This window comes from Nocardia sp. NPDC056541 (assembly GCF_042794235.1).
Classification (GTDB): domain Bacteria; phylum Actinomycetota; class Actinomycetes; order Mycobacteriales; family Mycobacteriaceae; genus Nocardia.
In genome coordinates this window covers 23,151-43,832 of the sequence record NZ_JBHTUD010000032.1, presented here as the reverse complement: position 1 = coordinate 43,832, position 20,682 = coordinate 23,151, and the positions used below count along the sequence as shown (strand labels likewise).

Annotated in this window: 17 protein-coding genes; 9 read left to right on the top strand and 8 right to left on the bottom strand. The window is 67.9% G+C overall.

The annotated features are described in order from the left end of the window. Positions 1–127: 127 nt before the first annotated feature. Entirely contained in the window at positions 128–982 is an 855-nt protein-coding gene (gene panB / locus ACFQ9R_RS33165) for a 3-methyl-2-oxobutanoate hydroxymethyltransferase (RefSeq protein ID WP_378639174.1), read from the bottom strand. Positions 983–1,182: 200 nt separating this feature from the next. On the opposite strand from panB, the gene ACFQ9R_RS33160 reads away from it, so the two are divergent. The 3 genes from ACFQ9R_RS33160 (at position 1,183) to ACFQ9R_RS33150 (ending at position 7,275) form a co-directional block, all read left to right on the top strand. Further along, the gene (locus ACFQ9R_RS33160) at positions 1,183–2,715 is read left to right on the top strand and encodes an alpha/beta hydrolase (protein ID WP_378996529.1); all 1,533 of its coding nucleotides are present in this window, start codon (positions 1,183–1,185) and stop codon (positions 2,713–2,715) included. A 121-nt stretch (positions 2,716–2,836) separates the two neighbouring features. Beyond that, positions 2,837–4,177 carry a type I glutamate--ammonia ligase gene (gene glnA, locus ACFQ9R_RS33155; RefSeq protein WP_378996527.1) on the top strand — a complete coding sequence of 447 codons (1,341 nt, stop codon included), beginning with the start codon at positions 2,837–2,839 and terminating at the stop codon, positions 4,175–4,177. 86 nt (positions 4,178–4,263) lie between these two features. Then, positions 4,264–7,275, top strand: coding sequence for a bifunctional [glutamine synthetase] adenylyltransferase/[glutamine synthetase]-adenylyl-L-tyrosine phosphorylase (locus ACFQ9R_RS33150; protein WP_378996525.1), 3,012 nt, complete (start codon positions 4,264–4,266; stop codon positions 7,273–7,275). Between the two features lie 57 nt (positions 7,276–7,332). On the opposite strand, the gene ACFQ9R_RS33145 is transcribed toward ACFQ9R_RS33150, so the two are convergent. Further along, positions 7,333–7,536 carry a cold-shock protein gene (locus ACFQ9R_RS33145; protein WP_056821080.1) on the bottom strand — a complete coding sequence of 68 codons (204 nt, stop codon included), beginning with the start codon at positions 7,534–7,536 and terminating at the stop codon, positions 7,333–7,335. Between the two features lie 221 nt (positions 7,537–7,757). Between ACFQ9R_RS33145 and ACFQ9R_RS33140 the strand changes: the two genes are divergently transcribed. Both ACFQ9R_RS33140 and ACFQ9R_RS33135 read left to right on the top strand, forming a co-directional pair. Beyond that, entirely contained in the window at positions 7,758–8,780 is a 1,023-nt protein-coding gene (locus ACFQ9R_RS33140; RefSeq protein ID WP_378996523.1) for a hypothetical protein, read from the top strand. A 103-nt stretch (positions 8,781–8,883) separates the two neighbouring features. Beyond that, complete coding sequence (locus ACFQ9R_RS33135; RefSeq protein WP_378996521.1) at positions 8,884–11,397, top strand: DUF262 domain-containing protein; 2,514 nt, start codon at positions 8,884–8,886, stop codon at positions 11,395–11,397. Here ACFQ9R_RS33135 and ACFQ9R_RS33130 read toward each other — a convergent pair. After that, the gene (locus ACFQ9R_RS33130) at positions 11,394–11,675 is read right to left on the bottom strand and encodes a hypothetical protein (RefSeq protein WP_378663632.1); all 282 of its coding nucleotides are present in this window, start codon (positions 11,673–11,675) and stop codon (positions 11,394–11,396) included. The genes ACFQ9R_RS33135 and ACFQ9R_RS33130 overlap by 4 nt on opposite strands. A 93-nt stretch (positions 11,676–11,768) precedes the next feature. Between ACFQ9R_RS33130 and ACFQ9R_RS33125 the strand changes: the two genes are divergently transcribed. Continuing rightward, on the top strand, positions 11,769–12,719 hold the full coding sequence (locus ACFQ9R_RS33125; RefSeq protein ID WP_378996519.1) for an endonuclease/exonuclease/phosphatase family protein: 951 nt from the start codon (positions 11,769–11,771) through the stop codon (positions 12,717–12,719). Between the two features lie 74 nt (positions 12,720–12,793). After that, a complete protein-coding gene (locus ACFQ9R_RS33120; protein WP_378996516.1) occupies positions 12,794–14,239 on the top strand; it encodes a metallopeptidase in 1,446 nt (481 codons plus the stop codon). On the opposite strand, the gene ACFQ9R_RS33115 is transcribed toward ACFQ9R_RS33120, so the two are convergent. From ACFQ9R_RS33115 to ACFQ9R_RS33105, 3 genes are read right to left on the bottom strand one after another with little or no spacing between them, the layout of a single operon-like run. Further along, positions 14,240–14,701, bottom strand: coding sequence for a 6,7-dimethyl-8-ribityllumazine synthase (locus tag ACFQ9R_RS33115; RefSeq protein ID WP_358071185.1), 462 nt, complete (start codon positions 14,699–14,701; stop codon positions 14,240–14,242). A gap of 36 nt (positions 14,702–14,737) precedes the next feature. After that, complete coding sequence (locus ACFQ9R_RS33110; RefSeq protein ID WP_378996513.1) at positions 14,738–15,574, bottom strand: alpha/beta hydrolase; 837 nt, start codon at positions 15,572–15,574, stop codon at positions 14,738–14,740. Continuing rightward, a complete protein-coding gene (locus ACFQ9R_RS33105; protein WP_378996511.1) occupies positions 15,571–16,989 on the bottom strand; it encodes a M20/M25/M40 family metallo-hydrolase in 1,419 nt (472 codons plus the stop codon). Before ACFQ9R_RS33105 ends, ACFQ9R_RS33110 begins: the two co-directional genes overlap by 4 nt. A 119-nt stretch (positions 16,990–17,108) precedes the next feature. On the opposite strand from ACFQ9R_RS33105, the gene ACFQ9R_RS33100 reads away from it, so the two are divergent. Further along, a complete protein-coding gene (locus ACFQ9R_RS33100; RefSeq protein ID WP_301905683.1) occupies positions 17,109–17,852 on the top strand; it encodes a DUF4191 domain-containing protein in 744 nt (247 codons plus the stop codon). Between the two features lie 52 nt (positions 17,853–17,904). Here the strand turns inward: ACFQ9R_RS33100 and ACFQ9R_RS33095 are convergent, their stop codons facing one another. Both ACFQ9R_RS33095 and ACFQ9R_RS33090 read right to left on the bottom strand, forming a co-directional pair. Further along, positions 17,905–18,288, bottom strand: a complete 384-nt coding sequence (locus ACFQ9R_RS33095; protein WP_378996508.1) for a YrdB family protein — start codon at positions 18,286–18,288, stop codon at positions 17,905–17,907. Between the two features lie 45 nt (positions 18,289–18,333). Then, positions 18,334–18,789, bottom strand: a complete 456-nt coding sequence (locus ACFQ9R_RS33090) for an RDD family protein (RefSeq protein WP_378996506.1) — start codon at positions 18,787–18,789, stop codon at positions 18,334–18,336. A 288-nt stretch (positions 18,790–19,077) separates the two neighbouring features. On the opposite strand from ACFQ9R_RS33090, the gene glnA (ACFQ9R_RS33085) reads away from it, so the two are divergent. Beyond that, a complete protein-coding gene (glnA, locus tag ACFQ9R_RS33085) occupies positions 19,078–20,514 on the top strand; it encodes a type I glutamate--ammonia ligase (RefSeq protein ID WP_266299126.1) in 1,437 nt (478 codons plus the stop codon). Positions 20,515–20,682: the final 168 nt, after the last annotated feature.

Sequence of the window (20,682 nt, the reverse complement as noted above, 5' to 3'; positions counted from 1 at the left end):
CCGGCGGCCCGGCCGCGGACCGGCCACTTCGTGGCCGTCCCTCCCTAGGGGTCGGGAGTGCGGTGGCTGGGTTGGGTGGGTTGTTGAAGACGGGGGCAGGGACGGGGACAGGTTGTTGTGGGTCCGGTCAGAAGCTGTGTTCTGGGCCGGGGAAGGTGCCCTGGCGGACTTCGGCGGCGTAAGTGGCAGCGGCGGTGCGGAGTTCGTCGCCCACGTTGCCGAAGCGCTTGACGAACTTGGCCGTCTTGCCGCTGGTGTAGCCGGCCATGTCCTGCCAGACCAGCACCTGGGCGTCGCAGTCGGCGCCCGCGCCGATGCCGACGGTCGGGATGGTCAGCTTGCGGGTGACCTGGCCCGCGATCTCGGCGGGGACCATTTCCATGACCACCGAGAACGCACCGGCCTCCTGCACGGCGATCGCGTCGGCGACGAGCTGCTCGGCGCCGTCGCCTCGGCCCTGGACACGGAAACCGCCCAGGGTGTTCACGCTCTGCGGGGTGAATCCGATGTGGGCCATCACGGGGATGCCCGCGGAGGTGATCAGCGCGATCTGCTCGGCGACCCGTTCGCCGCCCTCGAGCTTCACCGCGTGCGCGCCGCCCTCCTTCATGAAGCGGATGGCGGTCGCCAGCGCCTGCTGCGGCGAGGACTCGTAGGTCCCGAACGGCAGATCGGCGACGACCAGCGCGTGCGGGGCGCCGCGCACGACACCGCGCACGAGCGGGATGAGCTCGTCGACGGTGATCGGCACGGTGGTGTCGTAGCCGTAGACGACATTGGCGGCGGAATCGCCGACCAGGAGCACGGGGATACCGGCTTCCTCGAACAGCCGGGCGGACGAGTAGTCGTAGGCCGTCAGCATCGACCAGCGCTCACCGTCGGCCTTCATCTGCTGGAGATGCTGGACGCGGGTCTTGCGGCGTGGCTTGTTGTCGGCGGGAGTGGCACCGTAGGCAGGAGTCTGCTCATCGGATACGGACATCATCGTCCCTTTCGTCTGGTTCCTCGAGGCCCATACCGGGTCCCCGGGCGTTTCTGACCACCTCAGTGTGCCACCTGCGCCCGCACGGGTTTAAGGCCAGGCGCCGGTGTGATCGGTCACACCGGGCGATTCGGTTACCGTGATGCGAGCCCGTTCGGGCGCATTGTGTGCGCCGCAGGGCGCGGAAAGGTGGGCCCACTGTGCAGCGAGGCCGGCTCGTCGTGCTCCTCGGCGCTGTCTCTGCGTTGATCGTCACCGGATGCGGCACCGGCGGGGACAGCGCGCCGCGTGCTGAACTGCCCCCGCCCCCACCGGGTCTGAACAGCTTCTACGACCAGCAGATCGACTGGGGCTCGTGCGAGGGCTACGGCAGCCCGGAGGACCGGCTGCCACCCAAAACCGAGTGCGCGCGGATCACCGTGCCGATCGACTACGCGCGCCCGGACGGCCCGACCGCCCAGATCGCGCTCTCCCGGATCCCGGCCACCGGCGAGAAGGTCGGCTCGCTGCTGATGAACCCGGGTGGGCCCGGCGTCTCCGGCCTGTCGATGGTCGGTGTCGGCAACCGCACCGAACTGGCGGAGAAGTTCGATCGGGTCGGGTTCGATCCGCGCGGTGTCGGCTCGTCGCTGCCCTCGATCGTCTGCCTCACCCCGCAGCAGGCCGACGCCGAACGTGCCGAGCCGCCCACCGACAACACTCCGGCGGGCATCGCCGAGGCAGAGGACGACAACCGTGAGTACGCCGACCGCTGCGCCCAGCGCTCCGGCGTCGACCTGCTCGGTCACGTCGGTACGCGCGAGGTGATCCAGGACATGGATGTCATGCGGGCCGTGCTCGGCGACGCGAAACTGAGCTACCTCGGCTACTCCTACGGCACCCGCCTCGGCTCGGCCTACGCCGAGAAGTACCCGCAGAACGTGCGCGCGCTCGTTCTCGACGGCGCCGTCGACTCCTCGCAGGACCCGGTCCAGGAGTCGCTGCGGCAGGCGGCGGGCTTCCAGGGCGTGTTCACCGCCTACGCCACCGACTGCGCGAAGAACGCCGACTGCCCGCTCGGGACCGATCCTGCCCAGGCCGTCACTCGTTTCCGCGAGCTGGTCGGGCCGCTGGAGAAGGCCCCGGCGCCGACCGCCGACCCGCGCGGTCTCAGCTACAACGACGCGATCACCGGCGTCCAGCAGGCTCTCTACAGCGACGACCTGTGGCAGATCCTCACCCAGGGCCTCACCGAACTGCGCGCGGGCAGCGGCGACACCCTGCTGCAGCTGGCCGATATGTACGACGGCCGCCGCCAGGACGGCACCTACGCCAACACCCAGGACGCCTTCAACGCGATCCGTTGCGTAGACGATCCGCGCGTCACCGATCCCGCGGTGACCGGCCGTCAGGACACCGAATACCGCAAGGCCGCCCCGTTCCTCGACGACGGCAAGGGCACCGGCGCCGCCCCACTGGAACTGTGCGCCGCCTGGCCGGTGCCCAACACCAGCAGCCCGCATCGCGTCTCGGCCCCTGGACTGCCGCCCACCGTGGTGGTCTCCACCACCGACGACCCGGCCACGCCGTATCAGGCCGGTGTCGACCTGGCCGCCCAGCTGGGTGCCGACCTGATCACCTTCCGCGGCAATCGGCACACCGCCGCTCTGGTGGCGGGCGATCAGTGCCTCGACACCGCGGTGATCGACTACCTCGTCGATCTCGCCACGCCCGCGCCCGGTCTCACATGCTGAGAGCCACATGTGCTCACCGCGCCCCGTCGTGGCCGGTGAGATGTGCGAACGATGTGACGAGATCGCAAACCCGTCTCCGTATGTAACACGGATTTAACGCCGGGTGCTTACGCTCGCCGGTATGGATCGCCAGAAGGAATTCGTGCTGCGGACGCTCGAAGAGCGGGATATCCGTTTCGTCCGTCTCTGGTTCACCGATGTGCTGGGCTACCTCAAGTCCGTCGCCATCGCGCCCGCCGAGCTCGAAGGCGCCTTCGAGGAGGGCATCGGCTTCGACGGCTCGGCCATCGAGGGCTTCGCGCGCGTGTCCGAGGCGGACATGGTCGCGCGGCCCGATCCGTCGACCTTCCAGGTGCTGCCGTGGGCCAGCTCCAAGGGCCACCAGCACTCGGCGCGGATGTTCTGCGATATCACCATGCCCGACGGTTCGCCGTCCTGGGCCGACCCGCGCCACGTGCTGCGCCGTCAGCTGAACAAGGCCGCCGACGCGGGCTTCAGCTGCTACGTGCACCCCGAGATCGAGTTCTTCCTGCTGGAGAACAACCTCAAGGGCGGCTACGAGCCGACCCCGGCCGACAACGGCGGCTTCTTCGACCAGGCCGTGCACGATTCGGCGCCGAACTTCCGCCGCCATGCCATCGACTCGCTCGAATCGATGGGCATCTCGGTCGAGTTCAGCCATCACGAGGGCGCTCCCGGCCAGCAGGAGATCGACCTGCGCTACGCCGACGCGCTCTCGATGGCCGACAACGTGATGACCTTCCGGTACCTGATCAAAGAGGTGGCGATCGACGAGGGCGTGCGCGCGACGTTCATGCCCAAGCCGTTCTCCCAGTACCCCGGCTCGGCCATGCACACCCACATGAGCCTGTTCGAGGGCGAGAACAACGCCTTCGCCGATCCCGACGACCCGAACAACCTCTCGGGCACCGCGCGCTCGTTCATCGCCGGCATCCTCGAGCACGCCCCCGAGATCAGCGCGATCACCAACCAGTGGGTCAACTCCTACAAGCGGCTGATCCACGGTGGCGAAGCCCCGACCGCGGCCTCGTGGGGCCGGTCCAACCGGTCGGCACTGGTGCGGGTGCCGATGTACACCCCGAACAAGTCGTCGTCGCGTCGCGTCGAGATCCGCAGCCCTGATTCCGCCTGCAACCCGTACCTGACCTTCGCGGTCCTGCTGGCCGCGGGTCTGCGCGGTATCGAGAAGGGCTACACGCTGCCCCCCGAGGCCGAGGACGACGTGTGGTCGCTGACCGACGCCGAGCGTCGCGCCATGGGCTTCCGCACCCTGCCCGGCACCCTCGACGAGGCCCTGCAGGCGATGGAGCGCTCCGAGCTGGTCGCCGAAACCCTCGGCGAACACGTCTTCGACTTCTTCCTGCGCAACAAGCGCCGTGAGTGGGCCGACTACCGCTCACAGGTCACTCCCTGGGAGTTGAAGGAGTACCTGAGTCTCTGAGTGATCCCGAGCCGCCTTGATCCGGGCTGACCGGATCAAGGCTTCCGGGCCGAAAGCCCGCGGCGCCAGCCGCTAGGATCACAGCTATGGTCCGGCCACCGACTGCCCGCTCCGCTGTACCCGGCGTCGGCCGGCTCGGTCTCCTCGAACCGACAGCGGCGGCTTCCCTGCATCAACTCGGCTGGGACAACGTCGACGGGGTGCCGGTGCTCTGGGCACTCTCGCGTTCGCCCGATGCCGATCTCGCCCTGTCCACGCTGGTGCGGCTGCGCGAATCGCTCGAAGACGCATGGCCCGAACTGGATTCTGCGATCCGTTCCGACACCACGTTGCGCGGCAGGCTGTTCGGCTTGCTCGGCTCGTCGACGGCCTTCGGCGACCACCTGGTCGCTGCCCCGGCCGCGTGGAAAGTGCTGCGCGAGAACGAACTTCCCAGCCGTGACGAGCTGATCGCCGACCTGCTCGACGCCGTCGACGCGGCGCCGGAGACCGGACCCAACGCGGGGCCGATGCTGTGGCGTGCCGGGATCGCCGGTCCGGAGGCGGTCGCCTTGCTGCGCGGCAGGTACCGCGATCAGCTGATGTTACTGGCCGCGGTCGACCTGGCCTCCACCGTCGAGAACGAACCGGTGCCGCCGTACCTGGTGGTCGGCAAGCACCTGTCGGACCTGGCCGATGCCGCGCTCACCGCCGCCTTGTCGGTCGCGGTGGCCAGGGTGTGTAAGAACGGCCCGGTGCCGGTGCGCCTCGCGGTGATCGCGATGGGCAAATGCGGTGCGCGAGAACTGAATTACGTCAGTGACGTCGACGTGGTGTTCGTCGCCGAACCGGCCGACGCGACCGCGACCCGGCTGGCCGCGGAGATGATGAGCGTCGCGAGCTCGGCCTTCTTCGAGGTCGACGCCGCACTGCGCCCCGAGGGCAAGGCGGGGGCGCTGGTGCGCACCCTCGACTCCCACCTCGCCTACTACAAGCGGTGGGCGCGCACCTGGGAGTTCCAGGCGCTGTTGAAGAACCGGCCGATGACCGGCGATATGGAACTCGGCAAGCAGTACCGCGACGCGCTGATGCCGATGGTCTGGACCGCGTCGGAACGTCCCGACTTCGTCGCCGACGTCCAGGCCATGCGCCGCCGGGTCGAGGACCTGGTCCCCGCCGACATGCGTGAGCGCGAGCTCAAGCTGGGCGCGGGCAGCCTGCGCGATGTCGAATTCGCCGTGCAGCTCCTGCAATTGGTGCACGGCCGGGTCGACGAGGCACTGCACGTCACCAATACCGTCGAAGCGCTCACGGCCCTCGCCGCGGGCGGCTACGTCGGCCGTGAGGACGCCGCCAACCTCACCGCCTCCTACGAATTCCTGCGCCTGCTCGAACACCGCCTGCAATTGCAGCGGCTCAAGCGCACCCACACCCTGCCCGCGGCCGATGACGAGGAGGGCATGCGCTGGCTGGCCCGCGCCGCCCACATCCGTCCCGACGGCCGCCAGGACGCGGTCGGCGTGCTCGACACCGACATCCGCCGCAACGCCGTGCGAGTCCGGCGCCTGCACGCGAAACTGTTCTATCGCCCGCTGCTGGACGCGGTCGCCCGGATGGACTCCGACGCGCTGCGCCTGAGCCCCGACGCCGCCGTCCGCCAGCTCGCTGCCCTCGGCTACGGCGCACCGGCCAACGCGCTCGGCCATCTCAAGGCGCTCACCGGCGGCGTCTCGCGCAAGGGCCGCATCCAGGCGCTTCTGCTGCCGACTCTGCTCGAATGGCTCGGTGACACACCGAATCCCGATGCCGGGCTGCTCGCGTACCGCAGGGTGTCTGAGGGGCTCGACGACCAGATCTGGTTCCTGCGCGTGCTGCGTGACGAGGGTGCGGTGGCCCAGCGTCTGATGATCGTGCTCGGTTCCTCGGAGTACCTGCCCGACCTGCTGATCAACGCGCCCGACACCATCCGCATGTACGCCGACGGGCCCGGCGGCCCGCAGTTGCTCAGCACAAAACCCGAAGACGTCGCCCGCGGCATGCAGACCGCGGCCGCCCGCTACGACGACCCGAAACGTGCTGTCGCGGCAGCACGTTCACTGCGCCGCCACGAACTGGCCAGGGTCGCCTCGGCCGATGTGCTCGGCATGCTGGACGTCGCACAGGTGTGCGCGGCGCTGTCGTCGGTGTGGGTTGCGGTGCTCGAGGCGGCACTGAGCGCGGTCATCCGCGCCTCGGAGGCCGAACGTGGTGCGCCCGCGCCCGCCGACTTCGCGGTGATCGGCATGGGCAGGCTGGGCGGGATGGAACTGGGCTACGGCTCCGACGCCGACGTGCTGTTCGTCTGCGATCCGCGCCCCGGTGAGGACGAGGCCGCGGCCGTGAAATGGGCCAACGGGATCGCCGAGAAGGTGCAGCGGCTGCTCGGCGCACCGAGCGTCGACCCGCCTTTGCAGGTGGATGCGGGCCTGCGTCCCGAGGGGCGCAACGGGCCCCTGGTCCGCACGCTGACCGCTTATCAGGCCTACTACGCGCAGTGGGCCCAGCCGTGGGAGATGCAGGCGCTGCTGCGCGCCCACCAGGTGGCGGGCGATCAGGATCTGGGCGTGCGCTTCCTGCACGTCATCGACCCGATCCGCTATCCGACCGGCGGGGTGTCGGAGGAATCGGTCCGCGAGATCCGCCGCATCAAGGCGCGCGTGGACTCCGAGCGACTCCCGCGCGGTGCCAACCCGTCGACCCACACCAAGCTGGGCCGCGGCGGCCTGGCCGATATCGAATGGACCGTCCAGCTCCTGCAACTGCGCCACGCGCACGAGATACCCGCGCTGCACAACACCTCGACCCTGCAGTCGCTCGACGTGATCGAAGCCGAGGGCATCCTCGAACCCGAAGACGTCGCGCTCCTGCGTGAATCGTGGATCACCGCCACCGCCGCCCGCAACGCCCTCGTCCTGGTCAAGGGCAAGCCGACCGACCAACTCCCCGGCCCGGGCCAGCTGCTCTCGGCGGTGGCTCGGGTAGCCGGCTGGCCCAACGACGACGGCAGCGAATTCCTCGACACCTACATGCGCATCACCCGCCGCGCGAAGGCCGTCGTCGAGCGCGTGTTCGGGGGATAGTCCGGACATGAAAAAGCCCCGCACCACTGGTGCGGGGCTTTTCAGTTCACGCCGAAATCAGATGGCGCGGACGTCCTGGGCCTGGGGGCCCTTCTGGCCCTGGCCGACCTCGAACTCCACCCGCTGTCCCTCTTCGAGGGACTTGAAGCCCGAGCCGCCGATAGCCGAGTAGTGAACGAAGACGTCGGGGCCGCCTCCGTCTTGGGCGATGAAGCCGAAGCCCTTTTCGCCGTTGAACCACTTGACGGTGCCTTGAGTCATGTTTTAAAAGTCTTTTCCGTAGGTGAGCCATGGCGATCACTTGCGATCAGCCCAGTCTCAGCAACCCAGTATGCCATACTCGCCAGCAAACCGCGCCTTGCGGTTTGTCACACTGCGATGTGGGCGGTGTATACCGTGGAAGACCGGCGTGTCGAGTCGGTCGGCAACCAATGCGAACGCCCCTTTCACATCGCGTCGCGGACTGTGCCAATCTGAGCGGTATGGGTGAGATGAACGCGGGGCGTGGCGGGCACGTCGACCTGGCCATGCGGGTGCTCGACGCACACGTGGCGTTCACCAAGCAGCAGTTGCGCGAGCCCGCCGGCTTCCTCGAGTTCGTCACCGAGGAGATCGACGGCGCGCTCGACGAGGCCGCGGAACTGACCCTCGCGCAGGCGGTGACCCGTGAGCAGATCAAGGCGGTCGCGCACAAGTTCGCCGTGCAGGTTCCCGTCGAAGGCGCTATTCCCGAACTCGTCGGTGAGATCGCCACCCGCCTGTACAACCATCGCGCCAACGACGAGATCGAGGTCGGTGAGCTCGTCGACAACCGCCGCTTCGACGAGCTGGTCGACGGCGTAGCCGATCTGGATCTCACCCACCGGCTGGTGCGTCTGGTGCTCAACAGCCCGGTGACCGTCGACGCGTGCGTCGAGGCGGTCCAGCGCGCGGTGGTCACCGCGGTCGACGACGGTTTACACCCCGAAGGCGGTGGCCTGGCCCGGACGCTGCGCGGTGCGCTGTCGCGGCTGGCCGAACCCGCGATGCCCGCGATCGAGCACGGTGTCGGCAGGCTCACCCGCACCGGTGCGCGATTCGTGTTGCGCGGCAACAGTAGTGACGCCGACGAAGTGTTGCTCGACAGCGCCCGCGAGACCTGGCGCAAACACACCGGCGTCGCCGTCGGCTCGTTCCGTGATCTGGTCTCGGCCACCGATGTCGAAGACATCGTCGTGCTCGTCTTCGAATTCTGGCGCACCTTCCGCGATACCGACTACTTCCGCGCCCTGCTCGACGAGGGAGTGGACCACGTCTTCGACAAGTACGGCGACACCCCCCTTGCCGAATTGCTGGCTGAGCTGGGCGTAGGGCGCGCGGAGATGCTCGAGGAGGCGCTGCGTTTCGGCCCGCCGGTCCTCGAAACACTCGACGAGCGCGGTTATCTCGACACCGTGCTGCGTCGCAGGCTGGCACCGTTCTACGCTTCGGACGCCTTCCGGGCAGCGGTGTCCGGGATGGAGTGATCACGCCAGTTCCGTTCGGCCGCTGGCATGTCGGGATGTGTCGGTACGATTCGTGCAACGATGGGGCGCTTGTCTGCCACCGGATCTCGATCGAAAGGCTGCCGTGACACGTCTGTCCACCCTGCTCGACCAGATCGACTCCGGTGCTGTGCTGCTGCCCGAATTCCAGCGCGGCTACGTGTGGAACCGCGACCAGGTGCGTGGACTCATGCGGTCGCTGTATCTCGGGTATCCGGTCGGTGGGTTGCTGGTGTGGGAGACCGGGTCCGAGGAGATCGCGGTACGCGGGTCGACGACCGGCTCGGGGCTGCGCCAGTTGCTGCTCGACGGTCAGCAGCGCATCACCACGCTGTACGGGATCATGCGCGGGACAGCGCCGTCGTTCTTCGAAGGCGACGAGATCGCCTTTACCGGTCTGCATTTCGATGTCGAGCGGGAGCTCTTCGAATTCCAGGTGCCCGGCCGCGATACCGCACCGGCCTGGATCGACATCACCGAACTGTTCGCCCAGGGCCCGATGCACTATCTGGCCAGGTTCCCGGACGAGTCGCCGGAAACCCTTGCCCTCTATCTCGATCGGCTGAACAAGGTTCGCGAGGTCGCCAACCGCGAGTTCAACGTCGAGACCATCACCGGATCGGATCGCACGGTCGACGAGGTGGTCGACATCTTCAACCGGGTCAACTCCGGCGGCACCAAACTGTCCAAGGGCGACCTCGCGCTGGCCACTCTGTGCGCGCAGTGGCCGCAGGCCCGCGGCAACCTGCGCGACCACCTGATCCGCTGGGACAAAGACGGCTACACCTTCACCCTGGACTGGTTGCTGCGCAACGTGATCGCCGTCGGCAACGGCCGCGCGCACTTCGACGCGCTCGGCGATCTGGCGCCCGCGGAATTCGAGCAGGCCCTGGTGGCCACCACGAAACAGGTGGACACCTTCCTCGACACGGTGGCGGGCAGGCTCGGCCTCGATCACGACCGAGTCCTGATGGGGCGCTACGCGATTCCCGTGATCACCCGCCTGCTGTTCCTCAACGGCGGCCGCTTCGACGACGACCTGCACCGCGACCGGGTGCTGTACTGGTACGTGCATTCCGCGCTCTGGGGCCGGTTCAGCGGCTCCACCGAGACGTTCCTGCAACAGGACTACGACACGCTCGAACGCGGCGGCATCAACGCGCTGATCGGCTCGCTGGAACGGCTGCGCGGCGGCTCGCTCGACCTGTGCGCCGACGACTTCGCCGGTGCCACTCGCGGTTCCCGGTTCTATCCGCTGCTGTACATGCTCACCCGCGTCGACGGTTCCCGCGATCTCGGCACCGGCTCCGAACTCGGCATCGAGCAGTTCGGTGAGCGCACGCCGGTGCAGGTGCACTACCTGTTCCCGAAAACCCTGCTGCGCGACGCCGGTTACGAACGCAACGAGATCAACGCGATCGCCAATTTCTGCTTCCTCAGCCCCGGCTCGGAGGCCGAGCTCGGCGAGCGTGAGCCCGCCGACTACTTCGCCGAGATGGAACGGCGCAACCCGGGTGTGCTCGCCTCGCAGTGGATTCCGACCGACTCGTCGCTGTGGCGGGTGGAGAACTACCGTGAGTTCCTGCGGGCGCGCCGCAAAATGCTCTCCGCCTCGGCGGATGCGTTCCTCGAAAAGCTGCGCACCGGCAAGCTGCACCGCCCGACCCTGTTGACGGTGGGTGTCGCCGGAGTGACCATCGGCGATCCCGCGGTGGACCAGGTCAACGCGCTCGTCGACGATCTCGTCGCCGACGGCTTCGGCTTCCCGCTGCTCGACAGTGAGGTCTCCGACCCGGTCACCGGCCGCGAACTCGCTGTCGCCGAAGCCTTTTGGCCAGAGGGCCTGCAGCCGGGCGTCGGCATGCCGGTGGTGCTCGTGCTCGAGCCGTCCAATGCCGACCTCACCCGCTTCGCCCAGCTGGGCTACGCGGTGTTCACCTCTGTCGACGCCCTGCGCGGCTATGTCGACAACCTGCGCGTGGAAGCCTCCGGCGACAGCGGCATCGACGGCCCGGTCGGCGATCTGGCCGCGTTGGCCGACCGCCTGCCCGCCACCTGGGTCGGCAATTCCGAACAGGTCTGGTTCCGCTTCGCCTGGAACCTGCTGGAGCGTGACCGCGCCGAGGGCCCCGACGCGCTGCTCGGTCCCGAACAGCTGGCCCTGCGCTACATCGCCCTGTGGGCGCTCACCCGCACCTTCTACATCCACGCTTTCGACCAGGGCAACCCGGGCGAATGGCGCTACTACCTCGGCGACGCCATCGGCCCGAGCCCGCTGGTCCCGCGTGCGTGGCTGGCCCAGCGCGCCGTCGAATCCGGTGCGCTGGCCCCCGGCATGCCGCCCGGCGACGAGGACATCGCGATCGCTCTGGTCCACGGGGTCATCGAGACCGTCGACGAGGTCGCCACCGTGCTGTCCCACCTTCTCGGCGGGCCCGGTCTGTTCGCCTCGCTGTGGGCGTCGGCGGGCGCGGCCGAACATTACGGCTACCCCCTGTCCACCGATCAGATCAACGACCTCATCAACCAGGTGGTCAACGATCCCGAGTCCCGAAAGATCCAGGCCTACAACTGGATCGAGGCGGGTCTGCCGCTCTAGGGCCTACCGGTCGCGCGCTGAAAGGTCGAGACGAAGTCGGTCAGCGCGGTGCGGTCCTCGAGGTCGGCCGGTCGGTAGCCGCGGTCGGCTTCGACCGTGATCGCGGTGCCCGCGCCGACGCGCAGCTCATCCCAGCAGACCGGGAGAACCGGGAGCTGCACGGTGCGCTCACCGACGGTCAGGGTGATCGCCGAGGTGTACTTGTTCGCGACGGTCATCAGCTCCTCGACGGCCCGCTCGGTGAGTGGACCCGCGGCGGAGAACTCTTCGATGTACACGGTCACCTCCCTTCCGGCGGCCAGTGTAGGTCCTCACGGAGTTCCCAAGACAGCCGCAAGAGACCTGAAAGCGGCGCCGCTTAGGGTGACCTCATGATGCGTAAATGGGCGGAACGAGCGTTGCTCGTCCTGGGGTGGGGCGCGGTGGTCGCGGCGGTGGCCGGGATCGTGTTGCATGTCGTGGACTGGCGCCAGAAGTCGATGGTGCTGTTGGCGTCGGGGGCGATGTGGTTGATGCTCGGCGCGGTCGTGGGACTGGTGCTGTTGCTGCTCGCCCGAGGCTGGCGCAGCTCGGGGGCGGCGGCACTGGTGCTGGCCGGTGCCGCGTGGTTGGTGGTGCCGTCCTACATTCCGGAGGCCAGGGCCGCCGATGGGCCCGAACTCGTGGTGATGCAGTCGAACATCCTGTTCGGCCAGGCCGATCCGGTCGCCGTGGTCGGTGCGGTGCGGGAGAACAACGTCGACGTGCTCACCGTCGAGGAGTTGACCGTCGACTCGATCACGGGTCTGCGTGTGGCCGGACTCGAAGAACGACTGCCCTACTTCTACCTGGAACCGGCGCAGTCGGGTGGTGGCGGCACCGGCATCTACAGCCGATACCCGTTGCGCGACACCAAGAAATACGACGGCTTCGTCATGAGCAATATCTCGGCGACGATGGAACATCCACAGCGCGGGCCGATGTCGGTCTTCGCGTTCCATCCGATCCCGCCGAATATCGACTTCGGTGCCTGGTCGGCCGAGATGCGCCGGGTCGACGAGATCCTCGCGGCGACCAGCGCACCCGCGATCGTCGGCGCGGATTTCAACGCGACACACGACCACTCGGCCTATCGAGCACTGCTCGACGGCGCGTTCGCCTCGGCCGCCGACCAGACCGGCGACGGTGTCCTGCTCACCTACCCGGCGGATCGCCGGTGGGGACCGGTGATCGGGATCGATCACATCCTCGTCGCAGGTGGGGTGGCCGAACAGATCCGCACGCTCACCATCCCCGGCTCCGACCATCGCGCGGTGCTGGCCACGATCCGAATGGACCTGTGACAGTAGTCGTTTACCATGTGAGCGCTCGATCGCGGACCGCAAGGCGGCCGCGTCATTTTTGGGGAGGACAGCGCATGAGAAGACATCGGTTCGGCGCGACCATGGCAGCTTTGATGAGTATCGGCATGCTCGTATCCGGTTGCGGCGCGACAACTGTCGCGAGCGACCAGGCGCAGCCGATTATGGACAATCCATGGGAGGTGGCGGGCGCGGCGTCGTCCACCGGTCCCAGCGGGTCGCGTCCCGGTGTGCCCGACACGGACAAGAAGGCCGACAACGGCGACAACGGCAAGATCGACAAGCTCGCTCTCAACGCCATCGCCGACATCGAAGAGTACTGGCAGACCGAGTATTCCAAGACTTTCCGTGGCAATTTCAAGCCCGCCTCGAAGTACATCTCCTGGTCGGCGAAGGCGCCGGAGTCGGAGTCGGTGCAGTTCTGCAAGAGCAGCACCTACAAGCTGGTCAACGCCGCGTACTGCCCGCTCGACCACACCATCGGCTGGGACCGCACCGTCCTGCTGCCGCTGCTGGTCGACAAGTACAAGGAAATGTCGGTGGTGATGGTGCTCGCCCACGAATACGGGCACGCCATCCAGTCCCAGGCCGACCTGCTGCGCGGGTTCCTCACCGATGCGCTGGTCAAGGAGCAGCAGGCCGACTGCCTGGCCGGTGTGTTCCTTCGTCATGTGGCAGAAGGCAATTCGAAGCACTTCACGCTCAACACCACCGACGGGCTCAACGGTGTGCTCGGCGCGACCGTCGCCGTGCGCGACCGCGACCCCAACGATCCCGACGCCGTGCACGGTTCGGCGTTCGAGCGGGTGACGGCGGTGCAGATGGGTTACACCCAGGGCGCCAAGTCGTGCAAGGACATCAACGAGGACGAGATCGAGAAGCGTCGCGCCGGTCTGCCCGTCACCTTCGAAGAAGATGAACGCGACAAGCAGCTGCCGGTGAACAAGGAGACCCTGACCACCCTGGCCGCCCAGCTCGGCAAGTCGATGCCGGTGAAGACCGCGCCGAAGTTCGACTACGCCGGCGTCACCCGCAACTGCGCGTCGACGACCACCACCGAGCCGGTCTCCTACTGCCCGGGCTCGAACACCATCGGCACCGATGTCCCCGCCATGGCCAAGCGTGCGGGTGAGGGGTCGAGCGCCAAGGAGGAGCCGCTGTCGGCGGTCGTCACCGGTGACTACAACGCCGCCGCGGTGTTCGTGTCCCGCTATGCCCTCGCGGTGCAGCAGGATCGCAAGCTGTCGCTGTCGGGTGCCGAGTCGGCGGGCCTGCGCACGGCGTGCCTGACGGGCGTGCTCACCACGAAACTCAGTGAGCCGAACAGCGATCCGCGCCTGTCGGCCGGTGACCTCGACGAAGCGGTCTCCGGCCTGCTCGCCGACGGCCTCGCCGCCTCCGACGTCAACGGCAAGGTGGTGCCGAGCGGATATCAGCGCCTCGAGGCGTTCCGCACCGGTGTCCTCAGCGGCGAGCAGGCCTGCCTGAACCAGTTCAAGTAGTCAGCGCGAGGTAGGCAGTGACCGCAGGGAGCTGAGGGTGTTCGCCACCGCGCGGGCAGCCTCGGCTCCCTTGGTCACGAAGTGGTTGGTGTAGTAGTCCACGTGCTCGCTGTGCTCGTGGAAGTGGTGCGGGGTGAGCACTACCGAGAACACCGGCACATCGGTGTCGAGCTGCACGCGCATCAGGCCGTCGATCACCGCGGAGGCGACGAAGTCGTGGCGGTAGATGCCGCCGTCGACGACCAGGGCCGCGGCGACGATCGCGTCGTAGCGGCCGGTGCGGGCCAGGCGTTGGGCATGCAGCGGGATCTCGAACGCGCCGGGGACGTCGAACACCTCGACGACCTCGGGATCGAACCCGAAGCCGGTGTATTCGGCGAGGAAGCCCTCGTGCGCCTTGTTGACGATGGAGCTGTGCCAGCTGGCGCGGATGAAGGCAACGGCGCCGGTAGACGTGGTCATGGGTGGTAAGTCTACTAGTGTCGCCCGCGCAAAAACTTACTGACCGGTAACATGGGTTGACAGCCAGTCGGTGACATCGCCGAGCACCTTCGCGCGCTCGGGCTCGTTGAACACCTCGTGGTAGAGCCCGGGATAGCGCAGCACCGTCACGTCGGTCGAGCCCGCGTCACGCTCGAGCAGATCGGCGCTCGACGGTGACGCGATCACGTCGGCGGTGCCGTGCACTACCAGCAGCGGCGCGGTGAGCGCGCCGAGACGCTGCTTCACCAGCGCGGTGTGCTGCAGGATCTCCACCGCGGTGCGCGCGGGCAGCTTGCCGCGGAACACCAGTGGGTCGTCGTCGTAGGCGCGTACCACCTCGGGATCGCGGCTGATCGTGGACGAATCCAGGGTCAGCACACCGAGATTCGGTGCGAACCGGGTGAGCAGGGGAGCGGCGAGGCGCTGGAGCGGATTGCCGAGCGGGATGTCCAGCGGCGGCGCGGACACGATGATGCCCGCCACGTCGACCGGTCCGCGGGTCGCCTGGTGCAGGACCACGAGGCTGCCCATCGAATGTCCGAGCAGGAACCGGGGGACACCGGGATGGGCGGCGCCCGCGAGATCGAGCAGGGTCGCGACATTGTCGGCGGCGCCCTGCATCGAACCGATATTGGCCGCCGGGCCCTCGGACAGGCCGTGCCCGATGTGGTCGAGCGCGTAGACCGCGAAGCCGGCCTCGGCCAGTGTCGTGCCGACGTGTTCGTAGCGGCCCGAGTGTTCGGCGACGCCGTGCACCAGCACCACCACCGCGCGCGGTGCGGACTCCGGTTGCCATGCGCGCCAGGCGATCTTGCCGCCGTGGCCCGCGAACTCGCCGGTGTCGGTCGTCATCGTGGCGCTCCTCCTGCTTCGGGCGCCGCGGCGAGCCGCTCGATGAGGCGCCGGTTGAACTCGATCAGCCGAGCGTAGTTGAGTCGCGAGATCCGCTCGTCGGTTCCGTGGATCCGTTCCAGATCCGCCGCGGTCAACACGATCGGCGCGAAGTTGCAGCGGGTCGCGGCCAGGCCGTCGTAGTGGCGTGAATCGGTGGCGCCGGGCACGATCCCGGTGGTGGTCACGATCCCGGGCACCACGCTCGACGCCAGCTCGGCGACCATGTCGAAAGCCGGACCCGGCCCGTGGAACCGCGAGGGCTCCGATGCGGGTCCGACGAGGTCGATCGCCACGCCGATATCGCGGATCACCCTGGTGCAGTGCGCCAGCACCGCCGCCACCGAATCACCGGGCAGAATACGGAAATTCACCAGTGCCTCGGCGCTCTGCGGGAGCACATTGGCCTTCACGCCGCCGCTGATCACGGTGGGCGCGGTGGTGGTGCGCACCAGCGCCTCGGTGGTCGGGCCCGTCGCCATGATGCGGGCGACGAGCGGTCCGGCCAGCCTGGACAGCCCGCGTGCGTCGGTGAGCTCGAGCAGCCGGCGTCGTGGTTCGGGCAGCGCCTCACGCATGCGGGCGAGCATGTCGCTGATCACCGGCGTCAGCCGCAGTGGCATCGGATGGTCCTGCACGCGTGCGACCGCGCGTGCCAGCCGTCCCACCGCGGTCTGCTTGCCGGGCATCGAGGAGTGGCCGCCGGTCTCGGTGACCGAAAGCCGTACCGTCGCATAGCCTTTCTCGCCGAGCATGATGCTGGCCACCGGCCGGTCGACCCCGTCGGCGACGCCGTCGGTGATCACCCCGCCCTCGTCGAGCAGCAGCTCCGCGCGCACGTCCTGGTCGCGCAGGTGCTGGGCCATCCGGACCGCGCCGCCGTCACCGAAGACCTCTTCGTCGTGACCGAAGGCGAGGAACACGGTGTGGCGCGGGCGAATTCCGGTTTCCAGCGCCGACTCGACCGCTTCCAGGACGGCGAGCACGCGGCTCTTGTCGTCGATCGCGCCACGGCCCCAGATGAATTCGTCGTCGACGACACCGTCGAACGGGGGATGGGTCCAGCGTTGCGCGTCGTCGACCGGCACCACGTCCTGGTGCGCGAGCAGGATCGCCGACACCGCGCCCGGCTCGGCGCCGTCCCAGCGGTAGAGCCTGCTGTGACCGAAGGTCGTCAATGTCAGCTCGGCGTGCACGCGGGGGAACGATGTCTCGAGGTGGGTGGCCAGGCGCGCGAACTCCGCGTGCGCGGTGTGCGCGGGATCTTCGGTCGACACCGTCACGCACTGCAGCGCGACAGCCAGCCGCCGGGCGACCTCGTCATCGACACCCTCGGTGACGGGGGGCAGGGCGGGGTTCTCGGTGATCGGGCGCATCTCAGCCATTGTGGCCTGTGGCATGGGCCGCCGCCCGCCGAACGTGCCCGAAACGCCGGGATCGTCGCACGGTGTGATGCGGTCAGACGCCCCGGCGGCGCGCCATCTAAGCTGACACCATGGCAGGAGGCAAGGGCGGCAAGCCGTCGAAGGAAGCCAGGGCCGCGGCTAAAGCGGCCCGTAAGCAGGCATCACGCGAGCGTCGTCAGCAGTTGTGGCAGGCGTTCAACATGCAGCGCAAGGAAGACAAGGCGCTGCTGCCGCTGATGATCGGCGCACTGGTCGGCACCACGGTGGTCTTCTTCCTCATCGGGCTGATCTTCGACATGCAGTGGTTCCTGCTGCCGCTGGGTCTGCTGCTGGGTGTGCTGCTGGCATTCATCCTGTTCGGGCGCCGCGTGCAGAAGAACGTGTACCGCAAGGCTGAGGGTCAGGCGGGCGCCGCGGCGTGGGTGCTGGAGAACCTGCAGGGCAAGTGGCGGGTCGCCAACGGCGTCGCCGCGACCACCCAGCTCGACGCCGTGCACCGCGTGATCGGCCTGCCCGGGGTGATCTTCGTCGCCGAGGGTTCGCCGCAGCGAGTCCGCTCGCTCATCGCGCAGGAGAAGAAGCGCACCGCCCGCCTGGTCGGTGACACCCCCATCTACGAAGTGATCGTCGGCAACGAGGAAGGCCAGACTCCCCTCAAGGAGCTGCAGAAGTACCTCACCAAGCTGCCGCGCAACATCGACGTCAAGCGGATCGACCAGATCGAGGGCAGGCTCTCGGCCCTGAGTTCGCGCAGTGGTCCCGCGATGCCGAAGGGCCCGATGCCCCCCGGTGCGAAGATGAAGGGCATGCAGCGCGCGATCCGTCGCCGCTGACCCACTCCCGCCGCGAGCCCGTCACCTTGTCAGGTGACGGGCTCGCGCCGTTTCAGGCGTTGGGTGAGCGGCCGGTCAGCAGCCACAGAACCCGGTCGTATGCCAACAGGTGGTAACCGACGAGAACAGCCGCCGAGATCAAGGCGAGCCGCGGCAGCGAAGCGGCCCACAGTGCCGCGGCGCCACCGAAGAGCACCGCGAACTCGACGAGCAGCCGGACCGGGCCGGAGACGGGCACCGGTGAACCGCCGCCGCGTCCCGGATCGTCGGGCAGGGTGAACACGCCCCACAGCGTCGCGGCCGCGATCGGCAGGACCACCACGAGCAGGTACCGCCATGGCGAGTCGAAGGCGCGCCATCCGTAGACGCCGAACGAGGCGATGGCGATCAATTCGAGCAGAAAACGTACGGCCAACATGGCCGGATTCAGTGACACGGCTTGATCGTATGGCCGCGCGCGAGTACGAGCGGACCCAACGGCTCAGCGAGCGTTGACCAGTGCCGTCCCGGTCGCCCGGTCGTGCATGCCGCGGCCGTCGGCATCGGTGAACAGCGCCGGCACCACGAACACCAGCAGCACCTGCCTGGCCAGCGCGCGCACGAAACCCACCGCCACCGGAGCGTCGATGCGCAGCGCCCGCAGCTTCGTGAAGTACTGCCCCGGGGTGAACCCGAACAGCGTCACCGCGGCCACGCCGACCACGAACCACACCAGCAGCGGCATCGACGACGATGCGAAGCTGCGGGTGATCACCGCGGCGATCCCGACCGCGATGAACCAGTCGATGAACAGCGCGACGACGCGTCGCCACGTCGGGGCGAGCGAGCCCGCTCCCTCGCGCGGCAGCCCGTACAGCTCACCGGGGTAGCCGGAGATGTCCGAGTCGCCGGGTTCGCCCGGGGATCCGGATAGCCATGTGCCGGTAATACGCGCCATGGGACCCAGGATAGTGGCGCGCGATCGGTCGCCCACGACCGCATTAATGGAGGTCACGTCAGCGCGGGATCACGCGGATGGCAGGATTAGCGTGAAGATCGCACCCGAATGGCTGACATCACCCAGGCATCCGGCTCGCGTAACACTGGCGAAACATAGCCTTGACTGTTGGGAAACACCGCGTCCTTAGCGTCAGGTCGCGACGAACCCCTTCGTAGCGACTGCGCGCAGGTCGTTCGAAAGGGCCAGCATCGCGACTGGCTGGGAACCGATTCGTAAGGAGAGCAAGTGACGTTCAGCACGGCCGAAGAGGTCATCCAGTACATCAAGGAAGAGGACATCGAATACGTCGATATCCGCTTCTCCGACCTGCCCGGCGTCCAGCAGCACTTCTCGATCCCGGCCAAGGCGTTCACCGCTGACCTGGCGGAAGAGGGTCTGGCGTTCGACGGCTCCTCGGTGCGTGGCTTCCAGTCGATCGACGAGTCGGACATGCTCCTGCTCCCCGACTTCAGCACCGCCCGGATCGACCCGTTCCGCGCCGCGAAGACGCTCAACCTGAACTTCTTCGTGCACGACCCGTTCACCCGTGAGGCGTACTCCCGCGACCCGCGCAACATCGCGCGCAAGGCGGAGGAGTACCTGCGTTCGACCGGTATCGCCGACACCGCCTTCTTCGGCGCCGAGGCCGAGTTCTACATCTTTGACGGCATCCGTTACGGCTCCGGCATGAACGGCTCGTTCTACGAGATCGAGTCCGTCTCCGGTTCGTGGAACACCGGCAAGGAGTTCAACCCGGACGGCAGCCGCAACCTCGGCTACAAGGTCCGCAACAAGGGTGGCTACTTCCCCGTCGCCCCGTACGACCACTACGTCGACCTGCGCGACAAGATCTCGACCAACCTGCAGAACGCGGGCTTCGAGCTCGAGCGCGGCCACCACGAGGTCGGCACCGCCGGTCAGGCCGAGATCAACTACAAGTTCGGCACGCTGCTCTCGGCGGCGGACGACCTGCAGCTGTTCAAGTACATCGTGAAGAACACCGCGTGGCAGGAAGGCAAGTCTGTCACCTTCATGCCGAAGCCCCTCTTCGGCGACAACGGCTCGGGCATGCACGTGCACCAGTCGCTGTGGAAGGACGGCAAGCCGCTGTTCCACGACGAGGCCGGCTACGGTGGCCTGTCGGATCTGGCGCGTCACTACATCGGCGGCATCCTGCACCACGCCCCGTCGCTGCTGGCGTTCACCAACCCGACCGTCAACTCGTACCACCGTCTGGTGCCGGGCTACGAGGCCCCCATCAACCTGGTGTACTCGCAGCGCAACCGCTCGGCCGCCGTGCGTATCCCGGTGACCGGCAACAACCCGAAGGCCAAGCGCATCGAGTTCCGCGCGCCGGACTCCTCGGGCAACCCGTACCTGGCCTTCGCCGCCATGATGATGGCAGGCCTGGACGGCATCAAGAACAAGATCGAGCCGATGGCCCCGGTCGACAAGGACCTCTACGAGCTCCCGCCGGAGGAGGCCAAGAACATCCCCCAGGCCCCCACCAGCCTGGCCACGGTCATCGACCGTCTTGAGGCGGATCACGACTACCTCACCGAGGGCAACGTCTTCACGCCTGACCTCATCGAGACCTGGATCAACATCAAGCGCGAGAGCGAGATCGCCCCGGTCAACCTGCGTCCGCACCCGTACGAGTTCGAGCTCTACTACGACGTGTGATCCTGACCTGCGGGAACGGGCCTGATCGGCCCGTTCCGTCCGCAGTGAACGGTTTCGAGTCCGCCCGCGCCCGGGTAGGCGGCGGGGGGGGCGCGGCTGTGTTAGGCCGCGGGGGGGGAAACCTTTTCACCGCCCCGCCCGCCGCACCCCCCCCCGCCCATGTACTAA

Coding starts and splice junctions, on each gene's coding strand:
- ACFQ9R_RS33115 (WP_358071185.1), bottom strand. CDS start 14,701: ATGACCACGTCTACCGGCGCCGTTGCCTTCATCCGCGCCAGCTGGCAC.
- panB (WP_378639174.1), bottom strand. CDS start 982: ATGTCCGTATCCGATGAGCAGACTCCTGCCTACGGTGCCACTCCCGCC.
- ACFQ9R_RS33120 (WP_378996516.1), top strand. CDS start 12,794: ATGAGAAGACATCGGTTCGGCGCGACCATGGCAGCTTTGATGAGTATC.
- glnA (WP_378996527.1), top strand. CDS start 2,837: ATGGATCGCCAGAAGGAATTCGTGCTGCGGACGCTCGAAGAGCGGGAT.
- ACFQ9R_RS33145 (WP_056821080.1), bottom strand. CDS start 7,536: ATGACTCAAGGCACCGTCAAGTGGTTCAACGGCGAAAAGGGCTTCGGC.
- ACFQ9R_RS33110 (WP_378996513.1), bottom strand. CDS start 15,574: ATGACGACCGACACCGGCGAGTTCGCGGGCCACGGCGGCAAGATCGCC.
- ACFQ9R_RS33150 (WP_378996525.1), top strand. CDS start 4,264: ATGGTCCGGCCACCGACTGCCCGCTCCGCTGTACCCGGCGTCGGCCGG.
- ACFQ9R_RS33105 (WP_378996511.1), bottom strand. CDS start 16,989: ATGCGCCCGATCACCGAGAACCCCGCCCTGCCCCCCGTCACCGAGGGT.
- ACFQ9R_RS33100 (WP_301905683.1), top strand. CDS start 17,109: ATGGCAGGAGGCAAGGGCGGCAAGCCGTCGAAGGAAGCCAGGGCCGCG.
- ACFQ9R_RS33125 (WP_378996519.1), top strand. CDS start 11,769: ATGATGCGTAAATGGGCGGAACGAGCGTTGCTCGTCCTGGGGTGGGGC.
- ACFQ9R_RS33090 (WP_378996506.1), bottom strand. CDS start 18,789: ATGGCGCGTATTACCGGCACATGGCTATCCGGATCCCCGGGCGAACCC.
- ACFQ9R_RS33140 (WP_378996523.1), top strand. CDS start 7,758: ATGGGTGAGATGAACGCGGGGCGTGGCGGGCACGTCGACCTGGCCATG.